The organism is Lutispora sp., from assembly GCF_041687175.1.
Lineage (GTDB): Bacteria > Bacillota > Clostridia > Lutisporales > Lutisporaceae > Lutispora.
The window spans coordinates 1-14,362 of the sequence record NZ_JAWLCK010000006.1 but is presented as its reverse complement, the minus strand read 5'-3'; the positions used below and the strand labels follow the sequence as shown (position 1 = coordinate 14,362).

Sequence of the window (14,362 nt, the reverse complement as noted above, 5' to 3'; positions counted from 1 at the left end):
AGCGCTAACACTCACAGAGGATCCACTAGCTCAGTAGGTAGAGCACATGACTTTTAATCATGGTGTCCGGAGTTCGACTCTCCGGTGGATCACCATCAAATGGCCCGTTGGTCAAGCGGTTAAGACATCGCCCTTTCACGGCGGTAACAGGGGTTCGATTCCCCTACGGGTCACCATTATAATTGGGCGCATAGCTCAGCTGGGAGAGCATCTGCCTTACAAGCAGAGGGTCATAGGTTCGAGCCCTATTGTGCCCACCATTTTAAAATTTTATTCGGCCCAGTAGTTCAGTTGGTTAGAATGCCAGCCTGTCACGCTGGAGGTCGACGGTTCGAGCCCGTTCTGGGTCGCCATTAAGTAGGCTGGTGTAGCTCAATTGGCAGAGCAGCTGACTTGTAATCAGCAGGTTGGCGGTTCGATTCCGTTCACCAGCTCCATATGAAAGATAACACTGCAAGTAATTGCAGTGTTTTTTTTATGTATTATTGACAGCACTTTTATTTGACCTGAATGATTTGCAAAAGTTCAGGAAGCTTTTGAGAGCATGAGAATGCTGTATGCTATTATTCCAGAAAATCCTGATAGTCCTGTTTACTGTTCTATCTTGAAAGGGAATAGCAGTTACCTTATAGCTGTCGAGGGCAGGTATTTTAGGCATAATAGCTATTCCAAGCTGTGCTCCTACAAAAGAAGCCATAGAGTTGCATTCGTCAACTTCAAAAAAGATGTTTGGGATTATATTGTATTTTTTGAATAAGGAATTGGTTTGATAGAATAGATCAGTTCCTTTTTTGATCATTATGAATCTTTCATTCTTAAAATCATCTATTGTGACTGATGTATACTTTGCTAAAGGATGACTATTGTATACAACAAGATAGAGCTCCTGTTCAAATAAAGGGATAGATTCGATGCACTCGTTAACTACTCCACTACACGGAGCCATGACAACATCAAGGGAGCCTTCTATCAGCTTTTTCATTAGGAACTCAGTTATATTAACCTGGAAACTGAAACTAATATTACGGTTACCCCTATAGATGTAGAATTCATCGATTAATTGTGGAATTGCATCAAAGCTGACAGAGTAGATGTATCCTAGATTGATGTTCCCGTTTGAAGGATAATACATTTTATTAAGCTGGGCTTCGCCCTGGACAAGTATGTTAAGAGCACTTTCAGCATATGGGAGAAAGGCTTCACCGTATTCTGTCAATGAAACATTTATACCTTCCTTTTTAAAAAGTGGTACACCTAATCTCTTGCTTAGTTGGGAAATTGCATAACTGAGGCTGGGTTGAGATATATTGAGATTCTCAGCTGCTTTAGTAAAATGCAGTGTACGTGCTGTTTCAACAAAATATCTCAATTGCTGTAAGGTCATAATATCACCTCCTGTGGAGTTGAAAGTTATAACAGCATAATTAAATCATAGAGAACTTTTATTAAATTATATAAAACAAGTATTAGACAGTCAAGGAAAAGGGACATATAATTATTATAAAATAAATAATATTTATACAATTGATAAATCAGTGACTGCCTATAACTAGGAAAAGTTACATGTGAGCAAATAAAAAAGACTATGATTAATGGCCTTTCACATAATTCTTCTCCAAATTGCTTATCTGCTTTAAGACTCGTCATAACACAGAGAACGACCAGATGAAAAAAATGATTATTTATTCTATTAAAAATAACATTCTAAAACTCACAATAAAAAGATTATATATTGAAGGAAGGGATTCAATATGAAAACCATAAATATTGCATTAATAGGCTCAGGTTACGGAGGAGTTTTGCATGCAAATGGTTATAGAAAGGTCAGCAAAGTGCCTGTGAAGATCAAAACGGTAGTAGATGCCTATGATTTGGAAAAGGCACAGAAATTAGCCAATAATTATGGAATTGAGAATGTATCAAGGAATATAGAAGATATACTCAATGATCCGGAAATAGATATAGTTGATATTTGTACTCCTCCCATGTCCCATGTAGATATAACAATGAGAGCTCTGAAAGCTGGAAAGCATGTTATCTGTGAAAAACCATTGACTGGTTATTTCGGAGAAGAAGATGATGAAAAACCTATAGGAATAAAAGTCTCTAAAGCAAAGATGTATAAAAAGGTTATTGAGCAGATCGAAGAACTAAAAAAAGTAGTTGATAAAAGTGACAAGTTGTTTATGTATGCGGAGAACTATGTTTATTGTCCTGCGGTTACAAAGGCTGCAGAGATTATTAGAAATAAAAAGAGTAAAATTTTGCTCATGAAAGGTGAAGAAAGCTTAAGAGGGTCTTCATCACCAGTTGCAGGGCAATGGGACAAAACTGGCGGTGGATCCCTTATAAGGATTGGGTCTCATCCACTAACAGGGATATTGTGGTTGAAGCAAGTTGAAGCTGCTGCAAGGAACGAAAAAATTGATGTGGTTAGTGTAACGGCTGATATGGGCAATACTAGCTCTAATCTTACCCAATATGAAAAAAGACATTTAACAAGTAAACCATACGATGTTGAAGAATTTGCAAATGTAACATTAACTTTTTCTGATAATACAAAAGCTATTGTAATAGCCAGTGATAATGTATTGGGAGGGACTAAAAATTATATCGAAATCTATGCAAATGACGGAACATTAATGTGCAACATAACTCCTGCAGATAATCTTAAGGCTTACTTCCTGGATCAAGAAGGTTTAGAAAACGTGGAGTTTTCAGAAATGCTTCCAGAAAAAACAGGTTGGAATAACTTATTTGTATGCGATGAAATACTACGGGGGTATGTATATGAATTGCAGGACTTTGTTGAATCTGTAGCTTATGGCAGAAAACCTGTTTCTGGTTTTGATTTAGCTTACGAAGCTATAAAAGTCATATATGCAGCATACCAATCTGCAAGCGAAGGAAGAAAGATTGAACTATAGCTTGAATTGATTTGAAACTAAAGAGTAATACATGCACCAGCCATCAAAGCGTTTAAAACTACATTGGCATAAAAGCCAATTATCTAATACGAAAGCTTAGACAAATCATAGAGAATTTCTATCAAGTTATACAAAACCGGTATTAGACAGCCAAATAAATGTTATTTAGAATTAAATTAAAATAAAAAATATTTAGTTAATTAACAAGGGGGGAAAAGCATGAACCTTCCATCAAAGGTAACTATTTGTGAAGTTGGCCTTCGGGATGGTTTGCAGAATGAAGCCAAGATATTGCAAACTGAAGAAAAGCTGGAGATAGCCAATGATCTTATAGATGCCGGTTTCAAAGTAATTGAATTGGGTTCATTTATGAGTCCAAAGGCAGTACCTCAAATGGCAGATACCGATGAGCTTTACAAGCATTTGAATAAAATTGATGGCGTAGAGCTTAGGGCATTGATTGCCAATAAAAAAGGTATAGAAAGAGCAATAAACTGCGGGTGCCGCAAGGTCAAGCTTAATGTATCAGCAAGCCGGGGACATAATCTGGCAAATTTGAACATGACACCTGAACAAAGTGTTGCAGGCTTTAAGGAAATTGTTGATATTGCATCACAACATGAAATTGAGGTATCCGGATCTATATCCATGCCCTTTGGTTCTCCATGGGAAGGCAATATACCACTAGATGATGTACAGAGTATAGTTGAAGCATACTTGAATGTGGGAGTAACTGAAATATCCCTGTCGGATGCATCTGGAATGGCTGTGCCAAATCAGGTTTATGAAATGTGCAACAAAATGCATGAGCGCTATCCACAGGTGAAATGGTGGCTGCATTTCCATAATACGAGAGGTATGGCTATGGCCAATATCCTGGCTGCAATGCAGGCAGGCATAACTCAATTTGACTCTTCCTTCTGCGGCTTGGGTGGTTGTCCTTTTGTTCCTGGAGCGGCGGGGAATGTATCATCCGAGGATGTGGTACATATGATGGATGAGATGGGAATAGAAACAGGTATCGATATTATTAAGTTAATAGAGATTTCTAAGAAGGTAAGGCAAATGATAGGCCATGACACTGATTCCTATATACTTAAGGCCGGCCGTTCGAAGGATTTAATTAAAAAATAAACCAACGCACATATATAAAGGAAAAACATTTGATTAGGGGGAATTAATATGAGCAGGATGAATTCAATGGATGAAGTCTATGCAAAGCTTACTCAGGATCAGATAGATGAGATAGAAGAAAAGTTTGCAAGGGCTGATGCTGCACAAAAGATATTTGAAAAATGGAGCCAGGAGGAAGTTGACCGCACCATCAGAGCTATAGCATGGAAAGTAGCAAATACTCAGACATTTAAAGAACTGGTTAAAATGAGCATAGAGGAAAGCGGAATGGGTGATCCTGTAACCCGTGAGAACAAGAAATACAAGATTAGAGGCGTGCTGAGGGATGCACTTCGTCAGAAGAGTGTAGGTATCATAGAAGAAATACCAGAGAAGGGTATAGTTAAGTATGGAAAGCCTGTAGGAGTTATTGCCTGTGTTATTCCAGCTACCAATCCAGACCTGACACCTGCAGGTAATGCTATATATGCACTTAAAGCACGAAACGCTATAATTTTCTCGCCTCATCCCAGAGCAGCTAAGACAGGAGGACGAACAATTGAGCTTATGCGTGAAGGCTTAAGACAGGTAGGCGCACCGGAAGACCTAATCCAGATTCTTGGTCAGGGAAAAGCTAAAATAAACAGGGCTATGTCTGAAGCCCTCAATACAAAATGCGATTTGGTAATTGCCACTGGCGGACAGGGTGTTGTAAGAAGAGCATATTATTCAGGTACTCCAGCCTATGGTGTTGGCGCCGGAAATGCTACCATGATTTGGGATGAAACAGCTAAGCAGGACCTTCACAAAGCTGCATACAACACCATGCTTTCCAAGACATCAGATTTCGGTTCTGGATGCTCTGCTGATGGAAACATCATTATTCATGAAAGTATTTACGACGATGCAATCAAGGAGTTAATTGCAGTAGGAGGCTACTTGCTAAGTGAGGAAGAACAGAAAGCTATCAAGAAGATTATGTGGGATGAAGAGTGCCACCGTTTACCAGAATCAGTAGCCGTGTCACCTCAGAGAATGGCTGAGTTAGCAGGATTCTCCATACCCGAGGATCGCAAATTCCTTATAGCTAAGGGTACAAGCTCTTACACAACCAGCTATGAGGATGTATGGTGCAGAGAAAAATTAACAACTTTATTGGCAGTACACAAATACGAAGGCGAATTCCAGAATGCCATAAATATAGTTAAAGCAATACATGAAGTAGGCGGCAAAGGTCACAGCGTAGGTATATTCTCATTTGATGATGACCATATACACAGACTTGCTCTTGAAGCTTGTGTAGGTCGTATCATGGTTAGACAGCCACAATCAAAATCCAATGCAGGATCCTTTACTAATGGAATGCCTATGACTTCAAGTCTTGGATGCGGAACCTGGGGTGGCAATGCAACATCAGAGAATGTTCATCTACACCACTATATGAATGTTACATGGGTATCAAGAGAAATACCTGAAGATAGACCCAGTGATGAAGAATTATTTGGTGAATTCTACGAGCCCGAAAGAGAAGGGCGGGCATAGAAAGGGGGAAATGTCTTGAAAAAACTAGTTTCTGATCTGATGGTGGATTATTTGGAGCGTCGCGAAGTTGAATATGTATTTGGTCTCTGCGGCCATACTGTAATAGGCTTTCTGGACGCACTATCCAGGAGCAAAAGCGTAAAATATATATCCTTTAGAAATGAGCAGATTGCTGCTATGGCAGCTGATGGGTACGCTCGAATAAAGAAAAAGGCCGGGGTTGTACTGTGCCACTTAGGTCCCGGTATTATGAATACAGTAACAGGAGTTGGAAATGCATCATTTGACTCAATACCTATGGTATTGATAGCAGGAGATGTTCCAAGGTATTATTATGGGAAGCATCCTCATCAGGAAGTAAACCTACATGCTGATGCTTCTCAGTATGAAATACTAAAACCTTTAGTAAAGAGAGCCTGGAGAGTTGATGACCCTGAGGCAATGCCGGAAATACTGGACAAAGCCTTCCGGCTGGCTGAAAGCGGAAGACCTGGTCCGGTTCTCATATCTGTACCCATGGATGTCTTCTCTGAAAAGATTGAAGAAGATCTTTTCGCCCGTACTTATCGTGATAGCCATGAGACAATTAAACCTGCACTGGCACCTTCAGCTGCAAAGGCCATAGCCAAAAAGCTGGTGGAAGCTAAGAATCCGGTTATTCATGCTGGCGGAGGAATACTATCTGCAGGAGCATCCAGGGAGCTTCAGGATTTGGTGGAGTTCCTTGATATACCAGTATCTAGAACACTGATGGGACAGGGCTGCATATCTGATACTCATCCATTGATGCTTGGTCAGACAGGATTCTGGGGTCTTGAATTTACCCATAGATTTACTGCCAATGCAGATGTATTGCTAGGTCTCGGAACTCGATTTGCTGAAGCTGACAGTTCCAGCTGGTATCCCGGTGTGACCTTTGATATGAATAAGACAGAATTTATACAAATTGACATAGATCCAGCAGAAATTGGCCGCAACTATCCAGTGAGCATTGGTGCAGTAGCTGACTTGAAAGAGGCGCTTGTGCAGATTCTGGAAGAAGCAAAAATACTGTGTCCAGAGGGAATAAAAAGACCAGAACTGAGAGAAATGATCAAGAAAAATCGTGAGTTATTCAAAGAATCCAATAAAGCAATATCTGAGGATGGACGCTTCCCTATGACTCCTCAACGAATTTTGAAGGATGTAAAGGAAGTCATTCCTGAGGATGCAATCATATTTACTGATGTAGGTTGGAATAAGAATGGTGTGGCTCAGCAATTTGACATAACTATTCCTGGGACCATTCACCACAGTTCAGGACTAGCAACCATGGGTTTCGGAGCATCGGCGCTTTTGGGTGGCAAGCTGGCGGCACCTGATAAGGTTGTAATCACACTTGTCGGAGACGGCGGATTCGGAATTAATCCAAGCACACTTGCAACAGCAGTGGAACAGGATATTCCAGTAATATGGATTGTTATGAACAACTCTGCATTCGGAACTATCGCAGGTTTGGAATATTCCAATTATAAAACTAAGTTCGGAACGGTATTTACCACACCTGATGGAAAACAGTATTCTCCAAACTGGGCAGAAGTTGCTAAGGGGTATGGAGTGGAGGCAATTCGCATAGATTCGGCTGATGCCTTCAAGCCTGCATTAGAAAAAGCCTTGGCCAGCAATAGGCCCTTCCTGTTGGATGTTCCAATGGAAAATATCGCTGTACCTACACCTGGCTGCTGGAATATAAATGATATTTATACACCAAAACCAAATGTAATTAACGGGAAAGTGATAAAGAACGAGAAGGGCGAATATGAAGCCCCAAATCATTCCGGTTCACATAAATAAGTAGAGAGTTTGAAAGGAGAAAAATTATGTCTAGAAAGTTTTCACTTGCTTATCTTACAATACCCGGAACTAACCCAGTTGATCAAATACGCATAGCTGCGGAGGCGGGATATGATTTTGTCAGCCTCCGCCCAATTCCTATGCATCTTCCTAATGAACCTCTTTTCCAGTTTGACAAGGATAAGAATTTATTCAATGACATAAGGAAATCTCTTTCAGAAAACAATATTAGACTGATGGACATCGAGTTGGCCAGAGTTAGAGAGGATCTGAAGGTTGAGGATTATGAATCTGCATTCTCTGCAGCGGCAGAACTTGGAGCCACAGATGTACTTTCAAGCATATGGTCTAAGGACAAAGACTACTACTATAGAGAATTTGCTAAAATATGTGATCTAGCTGCAAAATATTCATTACGTGTAAATCTGGAGTTTGTTACTTTTGCAGGAGTTACAAATCTTGTTGAAGCCTTAGATGTACTTAATAAAGTGGAACGGCCTAATGCATACCTTATGGTGGATACCCTTCATGCTCACAGATCAAGAGTAACCGTAGATGAAATAGCTAAGGTGGAGCCTTCAAAATTTGGATTTATTCATCTTTGTGATGGCCCGGGCCCCATACCTGCATTGGATGATCCAAGTATGACTGGAGTTGCAAGAGAAGGAAGGCTCTATCCAGGAGAAGGGGAAATAGATTTAAAGAGTATGCTTGCTGCAATGCCTCCAAACCCAATATCAATAGAATTGCCAAACTCCAAGGAAATGGCTTTGAGAGGAGCATCAGGGCATGCTTCTCAGTGTCTAATCAAGGCAAAGCAGTACTTTGCGGAGAACGGAATCCAGTAGATAAGCTTACAGTTATCCTTGATTATAGATATAATGTATAAAAGGAGGAAACTAAGATGCCCGTTAATATTAATACTAAGATGGTTACTCTTCTGGGAAAACCATTATCACAATCCTATGCTGCCAGGATGCAGAATGCTGCCTACAGAGCAGCTGGAATAAACATGTTGTATTTTTATACGGAGGTTGAAAATGACCATTTACCTGATGTAATCAATGGCATTAGACATATGAACTTTGCTGGATTTGCGGTAACTAAGCCCAATAAGGTGGAAGTCATGAAATATGTTGACGAAGTGGATCCTCTATGTGAAAAAATGAATGCAAGCAATACTGTAGTACTCAAGGACGGAAAACTTAAGGCATACAACACTGATGGTATTGGTTTCTTCAGATCTTTGCAAGAAGAAGCACCTGAAATAGATGTCAAAGATTCTGTATTCTTCTGCCTTGGAGCTGGAGGAGCTGCCAGAGCCATATGCAGCGTACTTGCATATAACGGAGCAAAGAAAATATACATTGCAAGCAGAACTATATCAAAAGTCAAGGAACTGGTAGATGATATCAATGATAAATTTGCACCTGTAGCTGAAGTGGTAGACATGCAGAACACAGATCTGATGAAAGAAAAGGTAGCAGCATCAGATGTAATCATGAACAATACAGGGTTGGGCATGCCTGTAAGCATTGACAAAACACCAATTCCGAAAGAATATCTCAGACCTGGACAGTTATGCTTCGACGCAATCTATAACCCATCTAAGACCAGGTTCCTCATCGAAGCTGAAGAAGTTGGATGTAAGATAATGAATGGATTGGGGATGTCTCTTTATCAGGGAGCCGCGCAGATTGAACTTTGGAGTGGTATGGAGGCTCCTATCGAAGCAATGCGCCAGGAACTTCTTGATATTCTCTCGGGCAAGGAAGAAAAATAGTGGCAATCAGAATCTAATCTCACTTGGACAATGGGAAGGAGGTAACAAGATGAGTAGGCTTAAATGGTTGAATGATCACTTTGAAGAAGCAATCATGGTTTTTTTGCTAGCAACTATTTCATCTGTGATGATGGCACAAATTATTGCAAGGACCTTCGCAGTTTCAATGACCTGGCCTGAGGAGTTTTGCAGATATTGCTACATATGGACAGTATTCCTATCCCTTGGGTATACAATCAAAAAGGGAAATATGCTGCGGGTAGGAATACTTATGGACTTGCTTCCCCAAAAAGTGCGAAAGACTATTGAGATTATTGTAAACATTATAATGCTAGTAATATTTATTATATTGTTCAGATACTCAATAGTATATACCGGCAAGGTCAAGGCTACAGGGCAATTTTCACCAGCTATGCATATACCTATGTGGATTATGTATATGTCTACAGTTATAGGTTTCGGCTTGAGTGTCCTTCGTATGATACAAGAGTTAATTTCCAACTTCAAGAACTTCAATAAAAAAATTGAAACGACTCTAGAAGCAACATTAAAGGAAGCAAAGCAGGAAGTGGAGGCTACTAGAATTGATTACGCTGAAAAAGCAGATTTAACAGGGGGTGAAATCTAATGGCATTATGGGTATTTGTTGTGTTTTTAGCAGCACTTGCGTTTGCAGTTCCTATTGCTATGAGTATGGTGATGGGAGCACTTACACCCCTTGTTTTAGGCGGAACAGGAAGCTCTATACAGCAATTAATTGCAAACAGCTTTTCTGGATCTGATACTACACCGATACTAGCAGTACCTCTTTTCATCCTCGGAGGAGTGCTTATGGCCGAGGGTGGGATATCTCGAAGGTTGTTTAATTTCTTTGCTTATTTTGTCGGTAATTTGCCTGGTGGGCTACCATGTGCTGTTATTCTTACATGTCTTTTTTATGGAGCTATTTCAGGTTCAGGTCCTGCTACTACAGCAGCAGTAGGATCAATGACTATTCCCTTTCTGATAGATATGGGCTATGACAGGACTTGGTCTTCGGGTATGGTTGCTACTGCAGGTGGCCTTGGAGTTATAATACCTCCTTCTATACCTTTTGTTCTGTATTCATTGGCTACAGGAGTATCAACTGGAGCCCTCTTTCTGGGAGGAGTTCTTCCAGGTATACTAATCGGACTTAGCATGATGATTTATGCTGTTGCATACTGTATGCGTAAGGGAGAAGATAAAGAGAAAATCAAAGTAAAGATGAAAGAGCTGCGCTCTAAAGGGTTCCTTAATCTATTTAAGGAAAGCTTCTGGGCTTTGCTGTCTCCTGTAATAGTATTAGGAGGTATCTATTCAGGAATAGTAACTCCGACAGAAGCTGCATGTATATCGGTATTTTATTCCTTGTTTGTTTCTTTGGTAATCTATAAATCATTTACAGTGAAGGAAATAATTCCTTTTCTAGGAAATGCAGTAAAAACCTATGCACCGCTATGTTTTGTGCTTGCCTTTGCAACCGCATTTGGAAGAGTGCTGGCTCTAGCTAAAGCTCCGGCATTGATTGAGAACTTTATACTGAACAACTTCTCATCAAGCTTTTCTGTTTTGACAGGAATTGTAGTGATATTCTTATTGTTGGGAATGGTTATGGATACAGGACCTGCCATAGTTATACTGGCACCCATATTACTTCCAGCTGTTCAATCTTTAGGAGTTGATCCGGTTCATTTTGGTGTTATTATGGTGTGTTGTCTGTCAATAGGATTAGCAACTCCACCTTTTGGACTTGATCTTTTCGTAGCAGGAACATTATCCGATACACCTCCCATGTCTGTTGCTAGAAAAGCGATGCCTTTCATAATTGCATTTGGTATTGCACTATTTATTATCACTTATATACCCTGGTTTAGCCTTGTTCTCCTGTAAAAGGGAGTCAGGAAATAAATAAAATAAATGAAATAAAGGGGGAAAGAAAATGAAAAAATTACTTATCTTATTATTGGTACTAGTTATGGCATTAGTTCCAGTAGGATGTGCTAAAGAAGCGCCGACAACACAACAACCGTCAGAACAACCAGCAGAACAACCGGCAGAAGGTGGAAATGAATACTCTTCTTTGGAACCTGTAGTTCTCATCGGCGCTGACAATGCAGGAGTTGGTGCCGCAGCACAGCTTTATGGCGAACTGATTGCTAAAAAGGTAGATGAGATCACTGGTGGAAAGCTGAAAATCGATTATTATCCAAACAGTCAGCTTGGAAATGACCAGGAACTTCAGTCACAGATGCTTGCAGGAGACATTGACTTTGTAATATGTCAGACAGCTCAAACTGTAAACTTTGTACCGGAAGTAGCAATATTTGACCTTCCAATGGTATTTGCAAAATACGATGCCAAGACTGTTGACTATGCGCTGAATAAGAGCCCTTTCTATGATAAGATAAATGAAGCTTATAAAGCAAAGAATATGCGTATTATGCATTATCTACAGGCAGCTACATTCCGTGAAACAACCTCCAACAAGAAGATAAGCAGTATAGATGATTTTAAAGGCTTGAAGATAAGAACAATGGAGAATCAGAACCATATGGCTTTCTGGAAAGCCCTTGGAGCAGCTCCAACACCACTTCCATGGCCAGAAGTATATGTATCATTGCAGCAAGGACTTGTAGATGCACAGGAAAATGCAACTGATACTTGTGTTGGTGCAAATCTGCAGGAAGTTCAGAAGTATCTGATATTGACTCACCACATACTTTACTGCAACCAATTCATCATCAATAACTCTAAGTTTGAAAGCCTTGATCCACTATATCAAGAGGCTCTCACACAGGCAGTAAAAGAAGCAGCAGTAGAAATTGAAGCTAAACTGTCAACTATAGACACAGAAAACAGAGAGAAGTTGGTTGCAGGTGGAATGGAACTTATTGAATTTGATGCCAGCTTCATAGATCAAGTTCTCGAAAAGGCACAAGTCGTATATGACTCCATAGGAAAAGATATAGGACAGGAATATGTCGACGCTCTACTGGATGCTCTTCAGAATGCAAAATAATCAACTCCTCAAATATACGGTTCGAAATAAGCGCCAACAATTGTTGGCGCTTATTATACAAATGATAGAGTGAAACAGGGGAGGATTTTTTTCATGAAACTATCAAAGAGCTTCAAAATACGCACGAAGTTGATATCAGCTTTTTTATTTGTAGCATTAATTGTAGCAGTAGTAGGAGTTATAGGATATAACGCCACATATAATATGTACAATATTCAGGAGGAATTCGCCGAAAGAAGGCTTCCTTGTGTGCAATCATTGCTTATTATATCAGAAGCACAGACTTCAATTAATAATTCAGTAAATCAAATTATGCTTAATGCAATTAATGGGAAAGATTATAAGTCACAGTTAGAGAATATTGATGGCACTTTTAAAAAAGTAGAAAGTGAATGGAAAGCATATACTAGCATGTCGGCAACAGCAGAGGAAGAAAAAATGCAGAAGGATTTCATGATGTTTTGGAATGTATGGAAAAAGAATATAGAGGATTTTATTGAACTTGCAAATGAATACAATGCTTCCCAATCGGAAGACATTAAAGTAATGATGATTATAAAAAATATTGGTGGAAACGATAGATACTATGCCAATTCTAAAGAACAACTAGAAAAACTTGTTGCATTGAATGTAGAATATACTAATACTGCAAAAGTAGATACAGGAATAATGTACGAAAATATATCAAAATTGCTCATAATGGCTGTTATATTTGGTTTTCTATTAGCTGCCTTACTAGGTTTATTCATGAGTTCAACTATAAGTAAACCTATTATTGCATCAGCATCTATTACCAGTGAAATTGCCAAAGGGAATCTGGCAGTTTCTATAAAAAAAGAGCAGGGGACAAGGGAAATTAGACAAATGTTTATGAGCTTAAGCCAAATGGTGGAAGGATTGAAGGAGCTAGTTTTAAAAATCAGTATGGCTTCTAAAACTCTGACTTCTTCAAGTTATCAATTGGCAACTGCTTCAGAAGAAGCATCTTCAGTAAGCTCAAACATTGCAACCACTGTTAATCAGCTTTCCGAAGGCTCCTCTGAGCTGGCACAGGAAATGCAGAATATCAGCAATAATATAAACCATACAAGCAGTGAGATTGAGAATATGTCCATTAATGCAGCTAGAGCCGTTGAGGGCAGTAGAAAAGTTCTGGAAACATCAAATAACGGTCTTTTAGTATCGGAAAATGCAGTTAATAAAATAAAAGCAATACAAGAAACTTCCATAGAAACATTTAAAGTGATAAATTCACTTGGAGAAGAGTCAATAAAAATAAATGAGATCGTAGATGTTATAAAGGACATATCTGAACAGACAAATTTATTGGCATTAAATGCAGCAATAGAAGCAGCACGAGCAGGTGAATATGGAAAAGGCTTTGCTGTGGTTGCTGATGAAGTAAGGAAGCTTGCTGAACAGAGCAGTAATTCTGCGCAACAAATTGCTGAACTTATTGCAAAGATTCATCAAGAAATCGAAAGAGCGGTAAATAACATGACAGTCAGTACAAAAGAGGTTGATGAGGGCGTTGTAATAGTAAATGAAGCCGGAAATTCATTTAAAACAATAGTCAGCGAAATAGAAAATATTGCTTTACAAATTGAACATATCAATGGTTCAATACAATCGGTTGCAATCAGCAGTAAAGACATTGCTAAATCTATAAGCAGTGCGGCTGCAATAACTGAAGAAGCAGCTGCATCTACAGAAGAAATTTCAGCTGCATCCGAGGAACAGGCAGCTGCTATTCAGGAAGTTGCATCGTCCTCACAGGAGCTGGCAAAAATGGCAGAAGAGCTTAATTCAGTTGTGAGCAGATTTAAATTATAAGCAGGTATAAGTAAGGAGTAGCTGATACCTTATAAAAGATAACACTGCAAGTGATTGCGGTGTTTTTTTTGTTCTTTCACATGAAGTTGATTACTATATGCTTTATCACTATTATTATTCTTGAGTATTTTGAATGTACCCATTTTTGTTACAAGAGAAAAAAACTGTGATATACTAACAAATAATGATTAGAGATAAAAGTCTATAGAAATAATAAACCATGTCTACAAGGAGCTTAAAGAAATTAAATAAAAGGAGTGTAGTTCACCGTGCATGAAGCCTTTATGAAAG

Annotated in this window: 11 protein-coding genes and 5 tRNA genes; 15 read left to right on the top strand and 1 reads right to left on the bottom strand. The window is 39.2% G+C overall.

From position 1 onward, the window contains the following. Window positions 1-19: 19 nt before the first annotated feature. The 5 genes from ACESM9_RS02060 (at window position 20) to ACESM9_RS02040 (ending at window position 437) form a co-directional block, all read left to right on the top strand. Window positions 20-95 (top strand) — tRNA-Lys (locus ACESM9_RS02060). A 6-nt stretch (window positions 96-101) separates the two neighbouring features. Further along, window positions 102-176, top strand: a tRNA-Glu gene (locus ACESM9_RS02055). An 8-nt stretch (window positions 177-184) separates the two neighbouring features. Continuing rightward, a tRNA-Val gene (locus ACESM9_RS02050) sits at window positions 185-260 on the top strand. 16 nt (window positions 261-276) lie between these two features. Then, window positions 277-353: transfer RNA gene (locus tag ACESM9_RS02045), tRNA-Asp, on the top strand. Between the two features lie 8 nt (window positions 354-361). Continuing rightward, window positions 362-437: transfer RNA gene (locus ACESM9_RS02040), tRNA-Thr, on the top strand. A gap of 38 nt (window positions 438-475) precedes the next feature. Here ACESM9_RS02040 and ACESM9_RS02035 read toward each other — a convergent pair. Continuing rightward, a complete protein-coding gene (locus ACESM9_RS02035) occupies window positions 476-1,384 on the bottom strand; it encodes a LysR family transcriptional regulator (protein WP_372994787.1) in 909 nt (302 codons plus the stop codon). A gap of 367 nt (window positions 1,385-1,751) precedes the next feature. On the opposite strand from ACESM9_RS02035, the gene ACESM9_RS02030 reads away from it, so the two are divergent. The 10 genes from ACESM9_RS02030 (at window position 1,752) to ACESM9_RS01985 (ending at window position 14,071) form a co-directional block, all read left to right on the top strand. Further along, window positions 1,752-2,927, top strand: coding sequence for a Gfo/Idh/MocA family protein (locus tag ACESM9_RS02030; protein ID WP_372994785.1), 1,176 nt, complete (start codon window positions 1,752-1,754; stop codon window positions 2,925-2,927). 219 nt (window positions 2,928-3,146) lie between these two features. Beyond that, on the top strand, window positions 3,147-4,061 hold the full coding sequence (locus tag ACESM9_RS02025) for a hydroxymethylglutaryl-CoA lyase (protein ID WP_372994783.1): 915 nt from the start codon (window positions 3,147-3,149) through the stop codon (window positions 4,059-4,061). Between the two features lie 48 nt (window positions 4,062-4,109). After that, a complete protein-coding gene (locus ACESM9_RS02020; RefSeq protein WP_372994781.1) occupies window positions 4,110-5,582 on the top strand; it encodes an aldehyde dehydrogenase family protein in 1,473 nt (490 codons plus the stop codon). A 39-nt stretch (window positions 5,583-5,621) separates the two neighbouring features. Then, entirely contained in the window at window positions 5,622-7,415 is a 1,794-nt protein-coding gene (locus tag ACESM9_RS02015) for a thiamine pyrophosphate-binding protein (protein ID WP_372994888.1), read from the top strand. A 26-nt stretch (window positions 7,416-7,441) separates the two neighbouring features. Next, window positions 7,442-8,263, top strand: a complete 822-nt coding sequence (locus tag ACESM9_RS02010) for a sugar phosphate isomerase/epimerase family protein (RefSeq protein ID WP_372994779.1) — start codon at window positions 7,442-7,444, stop codon at window positions 8,261-8,263. A gap of 56 nt (window positions 8,264-8,319) precedes the next feature. Beyond that, on the top strand, window positions 8,320-9,198 hold the full coding sequence (gene aroE, locus ACESM9_RS02005) for a shikimate dehydrogenase (RefSeq protein ID WP_372994777.1): 879 nt from the start codon (window positions 8,320-8,322) through the stop codon (window positions 9,196-9,198). A gap of 49 nt (window positions 9,199-9,247) precedes the next feature. Then, a complete protein-coding gene (locus tag ACESM9_RS02000; protein WP_372994775.1) occupies window positions 9,248-9,826 on the top strand; it encodes a TRAP transporter small permease in 579 nt (192 codons plus the stop codon). Continuing rightward, the gene (locus tag ACESM9_RS01995; protein ID WP_372994773.1) at window positions 9,826-11,109 is read left to right on the top strand and encodes a TRAP transporter large permease; all 1,284 of its coding nucleotides are present in this window, start codon (window positions 9,826-9,828) and stop codon (window positions 11,107-11,109) included. Before ACESM9_RS02000 ends, ACESM9_RS01995 begins: the two co-directional genes overlap by 1 nt. Before the next feature lie 49 nt (window positions 11,110-11,158). Beyond that, window positions 11,159-12,238 carry a TRAP transporter substrate-binding protein gene (locus tag ACESM9_RS01990; protein ID WP_372994771.1) on the top strand — a complete coding sequence of 360 codons (1,080 nt, stop codon included), beginning with the start codon at window positions 11,159-11,161 and terminating at the stop codon, window positions 12,236-12,238. Between the two features lie 93 nt (window positions 12,239-12,331). After that, window positions 12,332-14,071 carry a methyl-accepting chemotaxis protein gene (locus ACESM9_RS01985; protein WP_372994769.1) on the top strand — a complete coding sequence of 580 codons (1,740 nt, stop codon included), beginning with the start codon at window positions 12,332-12,334 and terminating at the stop codon, window positions 14,069-14,071. Window positions 14,072-14,362 lie beyond the last annotated feature (291 nt).

Bases quoted from the DNA above. Each gene is read 5' to 3' on its own strand.
- ACESM9_RS02000 (WP_372994775.1), top strand. From the start codon at position 9,248: ATGAGTAGGCTTAAATGGTTGAATGATCACTTTGAAGAAGCAATCATG.
- aroE (WP_372994777.1), top strand. From the start codon at position 8,320: ATGCCCGTTAATATTAATACTAAGATGGTTACTCTTCTGGGAAAACCA.
- ACESM9_RS02035 (WP_372994787.1), bottom strand. From the start codon at position 1,384: ATGACCTTACAGCAATTGAGATATTTTGTTGAAACAGCACGTACACTG.
- ACESM9_RS02010 (WP_372994779.1), top strand. From the start codon at position 7,442: ATGTCTAGAAAGTTTTCACTTGCTTATCTTACAATACCCGGAACTAAC.
- ACESM9_RS01995 (WP_372994773.1), top strand. From the start codon at position 9,826: ATGGCATTATGGGTATTTGTTGTGTTTTTAGCAGCACTTGCGTTTGCA.
- ACESM9_RS01990 (WP_372994771.1), top strand. From the start codon at position 11,159: ATGAAAAAATTACTTATCTTATTATTGGTACTAGTTATGGCATTAGTT.
- ACESM9_RS02030 (WP_372994785.1), top strand. From the start codon at position 1,752: ATGAAAACCATAAATATTGCATTAATAGGCTCAGGTTACGGAGGAGTT.
- ACESM9_RS02020 (WP_372994781.1), top strand. From the start codon at position 4,110: ATGAGCAGGATGAATTCAATGGATGAAGTCTATGCAAAGCTTACTCAG.
- ACESM9_RS02025 (WP_372994783.1), top strand. From the start codon at position 3,147: ATGAACCTTCCATCAAAGGTAACTATTTGTGAAGTTGGCCTTCGGGAT.
- ACESM9_RS01985 (WP_372994769.1), top strand. From the start codon at position 12,332: ATGAAACTATCAAAGAGCTTCAAAATACGCACGAAGTTGATATCAGCT.
- ACESM9_RS02015 (WP_372994888.1), top strand. From the start codon at position 5,622: ATGGTGGATTATTTGGAGCGTCGCGAAGTTGAATATGTATTTGGTCTC.